The sequence below is a fragment of the Chromobacterium sp. CCUG 30098 genome, from assembly GCF_059916605.1.
Window position 1 is genome coordinate 1 of record NZ_JAUCGS010000019.1, and the last position, 16159, is coordinate 16159.

Below are 16159 nucleotides of genomic sequence, written 5' to 3' on the forward strand. Positions count from 1 at the left end.
GAAGGGCCGGCCCAGGGTTTCGTCCAGGGTGAAGGATTCGACCGACAGCAGCTCGGCCGGCAGTTCGGCGATCTTCAGGTGATAAAACTGTTGCGGCGGCATGGCGGAGTCTCCAGGTGGACTTGCCCCTCGGGCCGTGGAGGCGGCCCGAGGGAGCGCTTAGTTCTTGGCCTTGGGCATTTGCGAGACCAGGGACAGGTTGATGTCCAGGCCTTCCACCTGGAAGTGCGGCACGATGAACAGCTTGACCTTGAAGAAGCCCGGATTGTCTTCGATGTCTTCGACGACGACCTGGGCGTCGCGCAGCGGGTGCGAGGCTTGCAGTTCGTCGCTGGGGTCGGTCATCTCCGTGACCAGGAGCTTGATCCAGGTGTTGAGCTCCAGTTCCAGCAGACGGCGGTCCTTGGTGGCGCCGATGTTTTCGCGCTGGATCAGCTTCAGGTAGTGCGCCAGCCGCGACAGCAGGAAGATGTAGGGCAGCCGCGCGTTGATGCGGCTGTTGGCGCTGGCTTGCTTGGTGTCGTACAGCGCCGGTTTTTGCGTGGAGTTGGCGGAGAAGAAGCAGGCGTAATCGCGGTTCTTGTAGAAGGACAGCGGGATGAAGCCCAGGTTGGCGAATTCGAATTCGCGGGTTTCCGGTATCAGCACTTCGGTGGGGATCTTCACCTGATTGCCTATGCCCAGGTCGTACAGATGAATGGGCAAGTCTTCCACCAGGCCGCCGGCCTGCGGACCGCGCACTTGCACGCACCAGCCGTTGCCGATGAAGCTGCGCACCATATTGGCGGCAAAGGCGAAGCCGGCGTTGGTCCATAGGTAGCGCTGATGGTCCGGGCCTTTGACGTTTTCGGCGTAGTTGAAGCTGCGCACCGGCACGGTGTCGGGGCCGTAAGGCAGGCGGGCCAGGAAGCGCGGCAAGGCGAGACCGATGTAGCGGGCGTCGTCGCTATCGCGGAAGCTGCGCCATTTGATGTATTCCGAGCGGTCGAAGTAGTTGGCCACGTCCTGGATGGCGGCGACTTCGTCCATGCTCTCCTTGCCGAAGAAGGCCGGTCCCACGGCGCCGATGAAGGGCATGTGGGCTGCGGCGGACACTTTGGCGATGTCGCGCAGCAGGGCGATGTCCTGCGGGCCGCGGTCGAATTCGTAGTTGGAGATGATGGCGCCTATCGGTTCGCCGCCGGGGGTGTCGTATTCCTGGATGTAGGTGTGTTGGTACAGGCCGCTCTGAATCACTTCCGGCGCGTCGTCAAAGTCGTTGCGCAGGTCTTCCTTGCTGACGTCCAGCACTTCGATCTTGACGTTTTTGCGGAAGTCGGTGCGATCCACCAGGAAACGCAGTCCGCGCCAGGCGGATTCGATTTGCTGGAAGGACGGGTTGTGCATCACCGCGTCCAGCTGACGGCTGATTTGCGCGTCGATGCGGGCGATGTGAAAGTCCAGCAGGCTTTTGTCCAGGCGGTCCACTTTTTGCGAGGATTCCTGAATCATTTTCAGGAATACGTTCACCGCCACGGCGATGCGCTCGTCCAGCGGCGCGTCCGACATCGCTTCCGCGGTTTGGTAAGCCTCGATGGGCTGGGCGCTGGCCACCGGGGACAGGTTGATCTTGGCGCATAGCGATTCATACACGCTGGCCGGGGACTCCAGCACGATGGTGTCCTCGGGCTGCTGTTGTTTTTGGGTCGACATGAGCGGGCTCCTGATTTAGTGGGCGGCTTGGCTGAGCGGGATGATGCGTTCCAGTTCGCTGCGCAGGTTGGCGGAGAGGGAGTCGTCGCGCAGGATTTTTTCCAGCTCGCGGCGGAAGGAGGCGTTGTCCAGCAGATTGGCTTTGAGGTCGCGCAGCAGATTGCGCATCGCCAGCAGCGCGCGCAGTTCCGGAATCCGCGCCGCCACCTGTTCCGGGTGAAAGTCCTTCATGGCCTTGAAGTCCAGTTCCACCGCCATTTCGGAACCGTCGCCGGCCAGCGTGTTTTCCACCACCAGCTTGGCCTTGGGGTTGAGTTCGGCCAGCACCGCGTCGAAGTTGTTTTTGTCGATGGACACCTTTTCCCGTTCCGCCAGAGACCGCTGTTCCTGGCCATGGCTGTAGTCCCCCGCCACCAGCAGTTTCAGCGGGAGTTCAACTTTCTTCTGCGCTCCGCCGGTATGCAGGTCCAGCTTGATGTTGACCCGCGCGGCGGGCACTTCGTTTTGAAAGCTTTCAGCCATGGTGTTTCCTCCTGCGATCAAGGTTTGAAGCATGTCCATTTCCCATGCGGGCAAATGGGCGGTTGGCCATGTTTCGCGTCGTCGCCGTATTTTTTGGCGATGCGCGATCTGGCGGATATTCTGTGTTTTCCCCTTTTTTATTTAGGTCAACAAGCTTGCGTTATTTGATTTTGTATTTATGTATTTTTCGTTTTGTTTTTCAATGTTAACCAGATTATGTGGTTTGAGGCAATATGGTCGTTGGGTTGACAGGGTGGCTTGTTTGGTGGCTAGAATACGCCATGTTTATGGCTTCATGCCTTGTTGATTTCAATGTCATAAATAGTTTATTTGTTTTTTTGGATTGATTTTATGGTTTAATTTTTGAAAATGTTTTTTTGTTTTTATTGATTATTTATTTTTGATTTTTTATTGTGATTGGCTTGCTGTGAATTTTCAAAAACTCCGTGCGCTGTTTTCAATGTTACGGCGTGCTGTTTCAGAGCCTAATCAGAGGTTGTCCGCATGAAAGTTTTTCGTCCGATGTGGGTGGAGGGCGCTTTATTGTCCCCTCAGCATTTTCAGCAGCAGTCCTTGTGGTTTTCCCATTTGGCGGCCTTGTTCGGACGTTTGGCTCAGCCCTATTTTTGGGGCTGTTGGGAGGTAGAGTGGGATGAGGCCGCGCTGAGCCTGGGCAAGCTGAAGCTGGAAAGACTGCGTTTGGTCCTGCCGGACGGCGCCGTGGTCGACTGCGCCGAGGCGGACCGCTTGCCGCCGGCGCGGGATTTTGCCGCGCCGGCCGAGGCGCTGAGCGTGCAGGTTTTTCTGGGCTTGCCTTTGTGGGAGGCCGGGGGAGGCAATTGCGAGCGCGAAGGCGAGACGCCGGCGCGGCCCAGGCGGCAACGTTGCGAATACCTGGAAGTGGAGGACTTGTACGACGGCCCGCCGGCGGAGCTGGCGGTGGAGCGCGGCAATTTGCGCTTGCTGTTGGAGTTTGAGGAGCGGGCTGACTATGTCTGTTGCCCCTTGCTGCGTTTGAGCCGCAACGGTCAGGGAAGATGGACGCGGGATGCGACGTTCTGGCCGCCGGCGCTGCGTTTGGACACCGCGCCGGGTTTGCTGGACATGCTTGGGCGGATAGAGGAGATGCTGCTGGCGCGCAGCCGCCAGTTGTCGGAGCGCCGCCGCGAGCGCGGACACGGCTTGGTGGATTTTTCAGTGTCGGACGCGGGCCTGTTCTGGTTTTTGCACTGCGTGAACAGCGCCTGGCCGGTGCTGGCGCATTTGCGGCAGACGCCGGCCAGCCACCCGGAAACGCTGCACCAAGCGTTGGCGCAGTTGTGCGGCATGCTGTCCACGTTTTCGCTACAGCAAGATCTGGCGGATATTCCCGCTTACCGGCATGAAGACGCCAGGCCGGGTTTCCTGCGGCTGGAAGACTGGATCAGGGGCTGCCTGGATACGGTGATCCCCTCCCAGGTGGTGTCGGTGCCTCTGCAGAAAGGGGAGTCGTCGATGTGGCATGGCCAGTTGGCTGATCCCAGGCTGGGCGAGCAGGGCGGCTTTTATCTGTCGGTGAGGGCGGATATGCCGCCGGCGCAGTTGCTGGAGCGTTTTCCAGCGGTGTGCAAGATCGGCGCGCCGGAGGATGTGGAGACCGTGGTCAGCACCGCTTCCGGCGGCGTGCCTTTGAGCGTGCCGCCGCGTTTGCCCGCCGCCTTGCCGGTGCGGATGGAAAACCTGTACTTCGTTCTGGACGCCGGCCATCCGGCCTTCCAGCGCATGCTGGCCGCGCAGGCGTGCTCTTGCTATGTGCCCGCGTCTTTGCCGGGCGTGGTGGTTGAACTCTTCGTGGTGTTGAAATCATGAGCAAGCAATTTCCGCCGGAGGCTTTGGCCCGCAGTTTCCGGGACACCGCGCTGACGGTGTCGATGTTGGCCGACAAGGACGCGCCGGAGCATGTGGAGGATTGGCGCGAGCACGCGGCCGGACTGGTGAGCGCGACGCGCGAGGCGCTGCGTCAGGCCGGCGCAGGCGAGGCTTTGATCGAGCGGGCCAGTTACGCGCAATGCGCCTTGCTGGACGAGGCGGCGCTGCGCCGACTTGAGGGCGCGAAGCGGGCGGCTTGGGCGCGGGAGCCTTTGCAAGTGCGCTTTTTCAACAGTTATCAGGCCGGTGAGGTGCTGCTGGGACAGATGCGGGCGCATTTGGCGCAGCCGGCCGCGGAGCCGGCGCTGGGCTGGTGCTATGCGATGGTGCTGGCCTTGGGGTTTCGCGGCGGGGAGGACGACGCGGCCAGTCAGGTCCTGTTGGGGCAGTTGAGCGCGGGCCTGCCTGCGCCCTTGCCGCTGCCTTCCGGCGAATTCGACGGCGGGGTTGCCATGTTGCGCGGCGGCGCGTCCCGGCGTTTCCGGCGCTTGGCTTTGCCGCTGGCCGCGGCTGGGGCGGGCTTGCTTGCGGTGTGGCTTGCGCATGCCGCGCTGAGCGGCTGGTTGAATGCCGCCGATGCCGCCTTGGCGTTGACGTAAAGGGGGCGGGCGATGCGTATTCACGCGCATTTTTTCTGTTTATGGGCGCTGTCGCTGGCGGCGGCCTTGTGGTGGTTGGCGCAAATGGCGCCGTGGAGCGGGGCGGCGCGCCTGGGCGCGGGGCTGGCGGCTACGGCGTTCTGCTTGGGCTGGGCGGGCTTGAGGCTGCGGCGCTGGCGCCGCGACGGCGCGACGTGGGAGTTGTTGCTGCCGGGTTTGCTGGATTTGCCGCAGGGCTGGCGCAGCGGGCGCGCTGCGGTGGTGGAACTGGAAAGCCGGCGCGGCGCCTATGTGGCGGTGGAGGACGGCGTGCTGAGGGTGATGGTGCCGACTCCGGCTTTGCTGGAGCGCGCGGTAGCGGAACTGGTGGCCTGGCGGCGGGGTTCGCCGCCGGACGCCTTGGCCTTGCGTTTGGACGCGGCGGCCGAATGCAGCGAGCCGGCCTGGTTGGGGCGCTTGCAGGCGTGGCGACAGGCGATTGCCGACGTGGAACGTCGTTTGGCTTGCCGCTTGCCGGTTTATTTATTGGTGGGATTCCCCGCGCCGGCGCGCAGCGCGGGCATGGACGGCGCTCTGGGCGTGGTGTTGCAAGGCGCTCCGTGCGCCAGCCTGCGGCAGTGGCGAGAGCGGTTGGAGGATTGGCGCGGCCGGATGGAACTGCAGCCGCCGGCCTTGGGCGACGAGGGCGCGCGAGCGCTTTTCGATTTGCGTTTGCGCGCCGGCGCGGTGGGAGGCTGGCTGGGCGCTCAGGTCTTGCCCGCCATATTGCAGGGGGCGACGCCGGCCCCGGCGCCCGGCTTGCAGGGCATCGCCTTGCTGCCGGCTCAAGGGCGGGACGCGGCGCTGTCGCCGTGGGGCCGTTGCCGGCAGGCCTTGAGCGGTTTGGCTGTGCGTTCGCTCAGCCTGGACACGGGCGAGCCGGAAGGCGTGCCTGGAAGCTGGCTGTTCGGTTTGGCGCCGGGCGCGCGCTTGCCTGCCGTCTGGCGGCTGGTTTTGAGCCTTTGGCTCTTGGCTTGCCTGACGGCCGTGGCGGCGTTCGCCGCTTCGGCCTGGTCCAACCGAGCGTTGCTGGAGCGCTTGTCGGCCAATGTCGCGCATTATCGCGCGCTGCCGATAGAGCGGGACGAGGCGCGTCGCCAGGCGCTGCTGACGCTTGAAGGCGACGCGCGCGAGTTGCGGAGCCATGTCGATCTCGGCGTGCCTTTGCGCTTGGGATTCGGCTTTTACCGGGCTCAGCCGTGGCGGGAGCGCATTGCCCGGCTGATAGCCGATTACCGCCCGCCGGCGGCGGCTCCGGCCTCGGTGTCGCTGGACAGCCTGTCCTTGTTCGATAGCGGCAAGGCGGTGTTGCGCGCCGGAGCGGAGGCGGCGTTGCAGCCCGCATTGGCGGCGCTGGCGCGTTATCCGGAGCGAAATGTGCTGGTGGCCGGCCATACCGACAGCGTGGGCCAGGCGGAAGCGAATCAGCGCTTGTCGTTGCAGCGCGCCGCGGCGGTGCGCGACTGGCTGGCGCAGGAGACCGGCTTGCCGCTGACCCGTTTTGCCATCCAGGGCTACGGCGCTACGCGGCCGCTGGCGGGCAATGAGGATGAGGGGGGCCGGGCGCGCAACCGGCGAGTAGAGATTACCTTGCTGCCGGCGCTGCCCGTCAGGTGACGGGCGGCAGGCGGCGAGGAGGCCGCAGGGTGCGGCGCGCTTGCTCCGCGGCGTCGAGCTAGGACGAGACGGCGAGCGAGCTTGTTTAAACTTAAGTTATTAAGTTAAGCCAAGGAGGGTTTGATATGGCGATACCAGCGTATATGTGGTTGAAAGACGACGGTGGCGCGGACATCAAGGGTTCTGTGACGGTGCAAGGCCGGGAGAACAGCGTGGAGGTGGTGGAGTTCGACCACGCGGTGCGCATTCCCACCGATGGCAACACCGGCAAGTTGACCGGCACCCGCGTGCATGAGGCGCTGACCCTGGTCAAGGAGTTCGATGCTTCATCGCCTTATCTGTACAAGGCGGTGACCAGCGGCCAGACGCTGAAGGAGGTCGAGTTCAAGTGGTATCAGATCGACGACGCCGGCAGCGAGCAGGAGTACTTCAACATCAAGCTGGACAACGTCAAGGTCGTGTCGGTGGCGCCCAAGATGTACAACATCAAGGACCCGGACCGCGAGCGCTACAACCACTTGGAGGAGGTGGAAATGCGCTACGAGAAAATAACTTGGGCTTACAAGGACGGCAACATCATCCACTCCGACAGCTGGATTGAAAACCGTTAGCGCCGCCGCGCACGGCAAGCGCGGGGCTTAGGCGAGCGGCCGGCTTGGCGGTTCGTCGCAGCGCCTCGCGCTTGCCGGCGGGGGTCCAAGGGAATTAGCGATGCCGGCCTTTCTGGCCGGCATGCGCTTTGTTTGGGAAAAGACGGACATGACTCTCGATTCTGTTCATTTGCTGCGGAGACTGAACGAGCACTGCGCCCGGGCGCTGGAGTCGGCGGCCGGGTTGTGCCAGGCGCGCACGCATGCCGAAATCACGGTTGAGCACTGGCTGGTGAAGTTATTGGAGCAGGGAGACGGCGATCTGGCCGCTTTGCTGCGGCATTACGAGATCGACGTGGATGAGATCTGGCAAGGCTTGCTGGCCGCGCTGGAGCGCCTGCCGCGGGACCGGCGCGGCAAGCCGGGCTTGTCGCGAGGGCTGCAGGAGTTGCTGCAGGCCGCCTGGTTGATCGCTTCGCTGGATTTCGGCGGCCAGCAGATGCGTTCCGCTCATCTATACCTCGCCTTGCTGGCGGCGCCGGAGCGTTTGTCTTGCCGGCAGGCCTGGCCATTATTCAGTTTGTCCGCCGCGCAGGTGCGCGCGCGCTGGGCCTGGCTGGAGCAGGTGTCGGCGGAATCCGAGGCGTTGGGATCTGTGGAGGCCGCGGCGTCTGCGCCGCCGGAGGCCGGCCGCGACGGGGCCGCGGCGGCGGATGAGCTGCCTGAGGTGTTGAGCCGTTTTGCCGGCGACCTGACAGCCAAGGCGCGCGAGGGTTTGATCGATCCCGTGTTGGGGCGCGACAAGGAAGTGCGCCAGATGGTGGATATCTTGCTGCGTCGGCGCAAGAACAATCCGATCCTGGTGGGCGAGCCGGGGGTGGGCAAGACGGCTTTGGCCGAGGGCCTGGCCTTGCGCATTGCGGCGGGCGAGGTGCCGGAGGCATTGCGCCGGGTGCGTCTGCTCGCGCTTGATCTGGGCTTGTTGCAGGCCGGCGCGGGAGTCAAGGGCGAGTTCGAGCAGAGGTTGAAGCAGGTGATAGAGGCGGTGCGCACGGCGGCGGAACCGATTTTGCTGTTCATCGACGAAGCGCATGTGCTGGTGGGCGCCGGCAATTCCGCCGGCGGCAGCGATGCGGCCAATCTGCTGAAGCCGGCGCTGGCGCGCGGCGAGCTGCGGACGATAGCCGCCACCACCTGGTCCGAGTACAAGCAGTATTTCGAGCAGGACGCGGCGCTGGAGCGTCGTTTCCAGATGGTGAAGGTGGACGAGCCGGACGATGCCGCGGCCTGTTTGATGCTGCGGGGCTTGAAGCCGCGCTATGCCGAGCATCACGGGGTGGCGATCCGCGACGAGGCGATTACGGCGGCGGTGAGCTTGTCGCGGCGCTACCTGGCCGGCCGGCAGTTGCCGGACAAGGCCGTGGATTTGATCGACACGGCGGCGGCGCGGGCGCGGATGAGCCTGGAAGGGGCCGCGGCGGAGCTGCAGGGCGCGCAGGCGCGGGTCTTGGCGCTGGAAAGCGAGAGAGAGGCTTTGCGGGAGGATGCGCGGCTGGGCGCGGGCAACGCGCAGCTTGAGTCCCGCCTGAGGGCGATCGAGTCAGAACTGGCGGCGGCGCGGCTTGAGAACGAGGCTTTGCAAGGGCGTTATCAGCAGGAACGGCAGGGCGCCGAGGCGCTGCGCAGGCTATGCCGGGAGTGGGCCGGGCGGCCGGACGGCGCTGCGCGGCTGGTCCAGGCGCGGGCCGATCTGGCGGCTTTGCAAGGAGAACGCCGCCTGGCGGCCGCCGACGTGGACGCCGCCTTGGTGGCGGAGGTGATTGCCGATTGGACCGGGGTGCCGGTGGGCAAGCTGTTGGCGGATGACGCGGCCAATCTATTGGGTTTGGCGCCGGCCTTGCGGGAACGGGTGCGCGGTCAGGAGGCCGCGGTGGCCGAGATCGCCCAGTCCCTGCTGGCGGCCAAGTCCGGATTGGCGCCGGGGCGAGGCCCTTTGGGCGTGTTCTTGCTGACCGGGCCGTCCGGCGTCGGCAAGACCGAAACCGGCCTGGCCTTGGCCGATCTATTGTTTGGCGGCGAGCAGGCCTTGCTGACCATCAATCTATCCGAGTATCAGGAGGCGCATACCGTCTCGCAATTGAAAGGCTCGCCGCCGGGTTATGTCGGCTATGGCCAGGGCGGGGTGCTGACCGAGGCGGTGAGGCGGCGGCCGTACAGCGTGATCTTGCTGGACGAGGTGGAAAAAGCGCACCGCGATGTGCTGAACCTGTTCTACCAGGCGTTTGACCGGGGTTTCATGCGGGATGGGGAGGGCCGCGAGATCGATTTTCGCAATACCCTGTTTCTGATGACGTCGAATCTTGGCAGCGAGCTGTTGCTGGAACAGGAGGGGGAGTGGGAGCGCGGGGCCTGGCTGGACGCGTTGCGCCCCGTGTTGCTGGCCCATTTCCAGGCGCCGCTGCTGGCGAGGATGCAGGTGGTGCCGTTTGGGCTGCTGTCCGAGTCCGCCTTGGCGGAGATTGCTCAATTAAAGCTGGCGACGCTGGCCGCGCATCTGAAGGAGTCGCAAGGCATTGAGCTTGAGGCCGGAGAGGACTGCGCGCGGGCGATGGCCGGGGCTTGCGGTAGGCGAGACAACGGCGCGAGAGGCCTGGATCATCTGATCCGGCAGCAGTTGTTGCCGGAAATGGCGGCGCAGTGTTTGCAGTGGCGTTTGGAGCGGGGGGGCATGCCGGCGCGGATTGAGCTGGCGGCGGGGCAGGACGATCAGCTGGAAATGACGTTGTTGTAATCGTCCCGGAGCCTCGCCGATACTTGGCTTCGTCATTTTTCAGCGCTAGTGAATATCACCTTCCATGTTTTTTGCAGCTGGGAAAGCGGATTGATACAATTCAATCCGCTTTTTCTATTATGAATAGAATAAAAGTCGTGCTGTAATGGAAATCGCAGCGATCCGAAAAATCACAAAGACAGGACTTGACGCATGTTCGTCGGAATCGGGTACCTCATAATTCTTGGCTCCGTGCTGGGGGGATTCGTCGCTGCGGGGGGGCATCTCGCCGCGTTGATGCAGCCGCTGGAGGTGGTGATGATCGCGGGCGCCGCGCTCGGCGCTTTCGTGGTGGCCAACGGCGGCGCGCCGCTGAAGGCCACGATGAAGGCTTTCCCCTCCGTGTTCAAGGGCACGCCTTACAGCAAGGCCTTCTACATGGAGTTGTTCTCGCTGCTGTTCGAGATTCTGACCAAGGTGCGCAAGGAAGGCCTGATGTCCATCGAGGCCGATGTCGAGAATCCGGAAGCCAGTCCTGTCTTTTCCAAATACACCACCGTTCTGCACGACCACCACGTGGTGGAATTCATCTGCGATTACCTGCGCCTGATGGTGGGCGGCAACCTCAACGCTTTCGAGATCGAGAACCTGATGGACGTGGAGATCGAAACCCACCATCACGAGGGCGAAGTGCCGGTCAACGCGGTCAAGGGCCTGGCCGACGGCTTGCCGGCCTTTGGTATCGTGGCGGCGGTGATGGGGGTGGTGCACACTATGGAGTCCGTGGGCGCGCCGCCGTCCGAGCTGGGCATGCTGATCGCCCACGCGCTGGTGGGCACCTTCCTCGGTATTTTGCTGGCCTACGGCTTTGTCGGCCCGCTGGCCACCATTCTGGAGCACAAGCTGGGCGACGGCACCCGAGTCTACCAAACCATCAAGGTCACCATTCTGGCCAGCCTCAACGGCTACGCGCCGCAAGTGGCGGTGGAGTTTGGCCGCAAAGTGCTGGCTTCGCATGATCGTCCGTCCTTCAAGGAACTGGAAGACCATGTGAAACAGGCGAAGAAATAAGCGGGGGGCGCGATCATGGCTGACGAATCGCAACGGCCCATTATCGTCAAACGCATCAAGAAGGGCGGCCACGGCCACCATGGCGGGGCCTGGAAGATCGCCTACGCCGACTTCGTGACCGCGATGATGGCCTTCTTCCTGCTGATGTGGCTGCTGGGTTCCGCGTCGCAGGGCACTTTGAACGGCATCGCCGAATACTTCAAGACGCCGCTGAAGGTGGCGCTGTCCGGCGGCGCCGGCGCCGGCGACGCCACCTCGGTGATCAAGGGCGGCGGCAATGATTTGACCAAGCAGACCGGCCAGGTCAACAAGTCCGGCTCGCCGCAAGACGAGATCATGCGCAAGCAGCAGGAAAAAGCGTCGATGGAGCAGCTGCAGAACAAGATCCAGAGCACGGTGGATCACAGCGAGCTGCTCAAGGAGTACAAGAATCAGCTCAAGCTGGAAATCACCCCGGACGGGCTGAAGATCCAGATCGTGGACGAGCAGAACCGTTCGATGTTCGACTCCGGCAGTTCGCGCATGCTGCCGCATACCCGCGTCTTGCTGCAGCAGCTGGCGAAAGAGCTGAACATGATGCCGAACAAGATCAGCATCTCCGGCCATACCGACGCCAAGCCATTCGGCAGCGGCCAGGGCGGCTACAGCAACTGGGAGCTGTCGGCGGACCGCGCCAACGCGGCGCGGCGCGAGCTGGTGGCCGGCGGCTTGCAGGACAACAAGGTCTTGCGCGTGGTGGGCCTGTCCTCGGCCAACCCGCTGGTGAAGACCAATGTGTTCAGCCCGGAAAACCGGCGCATCGCCATTGTGGTGCTGAACAAGGAAGCCGAGAGCAATATCCTCAACGACGGCTACAAGCCGCAGATGAACCAGGATGTGATTGGCGGGCCCGCGGAGGGCGGGGCGGAGCCGGCAGAGGCGCCGGCGGAAGCGCCGGCCAAATAATGCCGATGCGAGCCTTGCCTTGTTGAGCCGCTTGCGCCATTTGGGCCTGCAAGTGCTGGCGGCCTTGGCGGCGATGTATTTCGTCGCCCCCGCCGCCCAGCCCTTGGCTTGGGCGATCCTGCAGGGCCTATGCGCGGCGGCCTTGGCCATTTTCATGCGCCTGCCGGGCTGGCAGCGTTTGCTGCACGGGCTGTTCGTGCCGGCGCTGGCCTTGATGCATCAGGCGGCCTTGCCGCCTTGGGTGTATTTGCTGGGGCTGGCGCTGACTTTCGCGCTGGGCCGCAACGCCGTGCTGGAACGCGTGCCCTTGTATCGCTCTTCCGCTCAGGCGGCGGAGCGCCTGGCCGAGCGCCTGCCGGGGCGGGCCGCCTTGCTGGAGGCCGGCTGCGGAGACGGCAGGCTGGCGGTCTGGCTGTGCCGGCTGCGGCCGGATGTCAGGGTTAGGGCGCTGGAAAGCGCCTGGGGCAGCTGGCTGTTGGCCCGCGCGCGCTGGTGGCTGGCGCGGCGGCCGCGGCGGCTGGAGTTCGCCTGCCGCAGTTTTTGGAGGGAATCTTGGGGAGAGTACGATGCGGTGTACGTGTTTCTGTCCCCGGAACCGATGGCTAAGGTCTGGCGCAAGTTTGTGGCGGAAGGCCGGCCCGGCAGCCTGCTGGTCAGCAACACCTTCGCCGTGCCCGATGTCGAACCCGATGAACGCATCCCGCTGGGAGGCGCTTTGCAAACCGAATTACTGATCTGGCGCCACCCACATGGAGCTTGCTAACTGGATCAAGTCCATCGCCGAACGGCGTTGGCCGATTCTGCCCAATACGCTGGGCGAGCTGAAGGACATCTGCGCTCGCCACAGCGATCTGATCAATTTCACCGACCTCGCCAATCTCTGTCTGTCCGACCCCTTTCTGCTGTTGGACCTGGTCCGGGTGGTGGGCGGTTCGCGCGCCTTGCAGCGCAATGAAAGCATTCCCTCGGTGGAGCAGACGCTGCTGCTGATGGGGCTGGAGGCGGTGACCAACCGCTTTGGCCGCGTCGCCGCGCTGGAGGCGGTGCCGGACAAGCTGGACGCCGAGGTGCTGGAGGCGGTGGAGGACTGGCTGGGCCGCTCCCGGGTGGCCGCCTTGCTGATCAAGGAGTGGCTGTCTCTGCAGGGCGATCACAAGGTGGAAGACTGTTTCGTGGCCGCCTTGCTGTACAATCTGCCCGCCTGCCTGTTCATGATGCAGCGCAATCAATTGCCGGACCGCCCGCTGCTGCAGGAAATGTCCAACGCCTTCGATTGCGATTACGCCCAGGTGCTGGAGCAATTCATCAAGCTGATGCCCTTGCCCACCGGCCTGAACGCCCTGCTGGGGCCGGGCAGTCCGACCAAGCGCCGCCAATTGCTGCGCCTGGCGATGGCCACCGCCAACTCTCTGGAGCAAGGCATTTGGCGCAGCACCTGGCAGGTGGGCGTGGAGGCCGCGGCCAAGCTGATAGGCTGCGCGCCGCATCTGGCGCATCAGGCGGTGGTGCACGCGGCCTTGTCGGTGGCGCGCCACCCCCGGGCGGTGGGCTATATGTACCCGGTGCGCAGTCTGTTGATGCTGGAAGGGGAGTACAAGCGGCCCAGCTTGCAGAAAACCGCGGCCTTGAGCGACGCGGAGCAGATGGAAAAGGCGATACGCGAATCCATCCGCCACCTGGCCAACGATCTCAAGTTCGAGCGGGTGTTGTACTACCGTTACGATCAGGACGCACATGCGCTGAAGCTGCGTTATCAGCTGGGCCTGGGCGACAGCCATCCGCTGCGCAAGCTGGCCCTGGGGCTGGAGCCGGGCTCTTTCTTCGCGGTGTTGACCAGCAAGCCGCAAAGCTTTCACGCGCCGGCCCTGGTGCGCCAGCAGTTGGAGCGGCGCTACGAGGACCTGTTTTTCGAGCATGTCGGGGACAATGAATTCGCCCTGATCACCCTGTTTGTCGGACATGCGCTGTCCGGCGTGTTCTATGTCGACAACGGCCATAGCGGCCAGGCGATCGACGAGGACAGTTACCACCGTTTCAAGGATTTAGTGGCGCGCCTGACCCTGCTGCCGCAATAGGACACATGTCGTACATCAGCAAAACCATCACTTCCGCCCATAACGACGAAATCAAGCAATTGGCGCGCCTGGCGCAAAGCCCGCGCGAACGCCGCAAGCAACAGTTGATGTTGCTGGAGGGCATTCATCTGACCGAGTCCTGTCTGGACGCCGGCATCGTTCCCGAGCGGGTGTATCTCAACGAGGCGGCGCAAGCACATCCTGAGGTGCAGGCCTTGTTGCGGCGCCTGAGCGCGCCGACGGTCGTGGTCACGGTGCCGGAAGCGGTGTTGGCCAAGGCCACCGCGCTGGCCAGCGCCGGGGAATTGCTGGCCTTGTGCCCGCGGCCGCAAGCGCGGCCCTGCCCGGAAGCCGCGTCGCGGGTGATGCTGGAGGATATCCAGGATCCGGGCAATCTGGGCACCATTCTGCGGTGCGCGGCGGCGGCTGGCGTCAGCGAGCTGATGTTGTCCAAGGGCTGCGTCGACGTCTATTCGCCCAAGGTGCTGCGCGCCGGCATGGGCGCGCACTTCGTGCTCAATATCCACGAGCAGGCCGATCTTTGCGCCGAACTGGCACGCTACGACGGCCGCAAGCTGGTCACCCATCTGGAAGGCTCGACTTCTTTGTACGCGCAGGACCTGCGCGGACCGGTGGCTTTCGTGTTCGGCAACGAGGGCGCCGGCGTCAGCGCGGAGGCGCTGGCCCTGGCCGATGCGCGGGTGCGGATTCCGATGCCGGGCCACGCCGAATCGCTGAATGTGGCGATGGCGGCGACGGTGTGTTTGTTCGAGCGGGTGAGGCAGCTGGAGACGGATTTCTCATCCTGAGCATTGAGAACGCTGGACAAGGGGGGATATATGACTAGGTTCGCGCTGGCGGAGCGCATTCTGCCCAATTATCAGTTTGTCGAGACGCATTCCCGCATTCTGGCCGCCGATGCGGCCTCGACGCTGGACGCGGTGCAACGCGTCGCGCCGGCGGACGACCCTTGGGCGCGGCGCTTCATGGCGCTGCGCGAACTGCCCGGCCGCCTGAGCGGCGCCTTGCCCGGCAATCGTCCGCCGTTCGGCATGCACAGCTTCACGCCGCTGGCGCGCGACGGCGATAGCGAATTGACGCTGGGCCTGGCGGGCGCCTTTTGGCGCGCGGACTTCGGCCTGCGCGAGATCGGCGGCCTTGAGGATTTCATGGCTTTGAATGAGCCGGGCGTGGCCCGGCTGTTGCTGAGCTTTCACTGCGAAACCGTCGCCGAAGGCGTGCGCCTGTCGACTCAGACCCGCGTGCATTGCCCCGATGCGGGCACCCGTTGGCGTTTTGCGCCGTACTGGTATCGGATTCGTCCGGTCAGCGGCCTGATCCGCCGGCGCATGCTGCGGCAGGCGGAGCGGGAGTTGTTGCGCGACCCGGCAAGGGCTTGAAGCCTTGCGCATGAAAATTGAGTAGCGTTTGATTTTTATTTTGCCTGGTTTGCTTTATCATGCGCCGGAGATATTTAAACGGCAAATTGAAACAAAGGAAACCAGCACAGATGAATGAGACCGCGCTTGATTCTTCCCCATCCCGCTTAGGCGGGCTTTCTTCTTTTCTGCGGCAGCAGTGGGCCACCATCGGCCTGGTGCTCGCCAATCTGATCGTTTACGTCTGGATGGGCGCCTCGGGCGTTTCTTGGACTGAGCCCGATCCCGAGCAACTGGTGAGCTGGGGCGCTAATCTGGCGCCGTTCACTCTGGGCGGCGAAAGCTGGCGGCTGCTGAGCAGCATGTTCGTGCACGGCGGCGCCATGCACCTGCTGCTCAATATGTATATGTTGCTGCTGATCGGCCCCTTGGCGCAGAAGCGCTTCGGCGGCATCGGCTTTCTGGCGATTTACCTCGCCACCGGCCTGACGGCGGGCCTGGTCAGCGCCTGGTGGTACGGCACGCATCCGGTGACCAATCTGCTGATGCAGAGCAGCATCCGCCTGGTGGCCAGCGTCGGCGCGTCCGGCGCCTTGATGGGCCTGGCCGGCGCACTGTGCGTGGCCGGCCTCAGCGACGCCGACATGGGCGGCTCGCAGGGCAAGGCCTTGGCGCAAGTGGTGCTGCTGAACCTGGGCATGGGTTTCATGGTGTCCGGCGTGGACCAGGCCTGCCATATCGGCGGCCTCCTGGCCGGCTTGCCCTTGGGCGTGCTGGGCTGGCTGCGCCTGCGTCCGCTGCCGCGGCTGTTGATGTTCGCGGCCTTGGCTGGCGCGGCGGCGCTGGGCGCGCATCAGGCGAGCCAGGCGCTGGGGTCCGAAGATCTGAGCGAGTTGGCGGCGCAGCTGCGTCAAGCGCCTGCCGCGGAGCCCGCGCAGCCTTGACGCGGCGG

General features: G+C 64.1%; 14 protein-coding genes. 12 read left to right on the forward strand and 2 right to left on the reverse strand.

The genetic code is table 11. The features are described 5' to 3' along the window. Positions 1-159: 159 nt before the first annotated feature. Positions 160-1692 carry a type VI secretion system contractile sheath large subunit gene (gene tssC, locus QUG03_RS22830; RefSeq protein ID WP_107799468.1) on the reverse strand — a complete coding sequence of 511 codons (1533 nt, stop codon included), beginning with the start codon at positions 1690-1692 and terminating at the stop codon, positions 160-162. Between the two features lie 15 nt (positions 1693-1707). Beyond that, positions 1708-2214 (reverse strand): type VI secretion system contractile sheath small subunit, encoded by a 507-nt coding sequence (tssB, locus tag QUG03_RS22835; RefSeq protein ID WP_500821077.1) that lies wholly within the window; start codon positions 2212-2214, stop codon positions 1708-1710. A 504-nt stretch (positions 2215-2718) separates the two neighbouring features. Here tssB and tssK point away from each other — a divergent pair. The 12 genes from tssK (at position 2719) to QUG03_RS22895 (ending at position 16151) form a co-directional block, all read left to right on the forward strand. After that, the gene (gene tssK, locus QUG03_RS22840) at positions 2719-4062 is read left to right on the forward strand and encodes a type VI secretion system baseplate subunit TssK (protein ID WP_500821078.1); all 1344 of its coding nucleotides are present in this window, start codon (positions 2719-2721) and stop codon (positions 4060-4062) included. Further along, a complete protein-coding gene (locus QUG03_RS22845) occupies positions 4059-4721 on the forward strand; it encodes a DotU/TssL family secretion system protein (protein ID WP_107799465.1) in 663 nt (220 codons plus the stop codon). Before tssK ends, QUG03_RS22845 begins: the two co-directional genes overlap by 4 nt. A gap of 12 nt (positions 4722-4733) precedes the next feature. Continuing rightward, the gene (locus tag QUG03_RS22850; RefSeq protein WP_500821079.1) at positions 4734-6377 is read left to right on the forward strand and encodes an OmpA family protein; all 1644 of its coding nucleotides are present in this window, start codon (positions 4734-4736) and stop codon (positions 6375-6377) included. A gap of 125 nt (positions 6378-6502) precedes the next feature. Continuing rightward, entirely contained in the window at positions 6503-6988 is a 486-nt protein-coding gene (locus tag QUG03_RS22855) for an Hcp family type VI secretion system effector (RefSeq protein WP_107799463.1), read from the forward strand. 148 nt (positions 6989-7136) lie between these two features. After that, a complete protein-coding gene (tssH, locus tag QUG03_RS22860; RefSeq protein WP_500821080.1) occupies positions 7137-9758 on the forward strand; it encodes a type VI secretion system ATPase TssH in 2622 nt (873 codons plus the stop codon). 192 nt (positions 9759-9950) lie between these two features. After that, positions 9951-10808, forward strand: a complete 858-nt coding sequence (gene motA / locus QUG03_RS22865; RefSeq protein ID WP_500821081.1) for a flagellar motor stator protein MotA — start codon at positions 9951-9953, stop codon at positions 10806-10808. 15 nt (positions 10809-10823) lie between these two features. Next, positions 10824-11753 (forward strand): flagellar motor protein MotB, encoded by a 930-nt coding sequence (gene motB, locus QUG03_RS22870; protein WP_107799461.1) that lies wholly within the window; start codon positions 10824-10826, stop codon positions 11751-11753. 19 nt (positions 11754-11772) lie between these two features. Beyond that, positions 11773-12516, forward strand: coding sequence for a class I SAM-dependent methyltransferase (locus tag QUG03_RS22875; RefSeq protein ID WP_227103703.1), 744 nt, complete (start codon positions 11773-11775; stop codon positions 12514-12516). Beyond that, a complete protein-coding gene (locus QUG03_RS22880) occupies positions 12503-13828 on the forward strand; it encodes an HDOD domain-containing protein (protein WP_227103701.1) in 1326 nt (441 codons plus the stop codon). Before QUG03_RS22875 ends, QUG03_RS22880 begins: the two co-directional genes overlap by 14 nt. A 5-nt stretch (positions 13829-13833) precedes the next feature. Continuing rightward, on the forward strand, positions 13834-14637 hold the full coding sequence (locus tag QUG03_RS22885) for a TrmH family RNA methyltransferase (protein ID WP_227103699.1): 804 nt from the start codon (positions 13834-13836) through the stop codon (positions 14635-14637). Positions 14638-14667: 30 nt separating this feature from the next. Beyond that, entirely contained in the window at positions 14668-15228 is a 561-nt protein-coding gene (locus QUG03_RS22890) for a hypothetical protein (RefSeq protein ID WP_500821082.1), read from the forward strand. A 110-nt stretch (positions 15229-15338) separates the two neighbouring features. Further along, positions 15339-16151, forward strand: coding sequence for a rhomboid family intramembrane serine protease (locus tag QUG03_RS22895; RefSeq protein WP_500821083.1), 813 nt, complete (start codon positions 15339-15341; stop codon positions 16149-16151). The last annotated feature ends 8 nt before the right edge of the window (positions 16152-16159 follow it).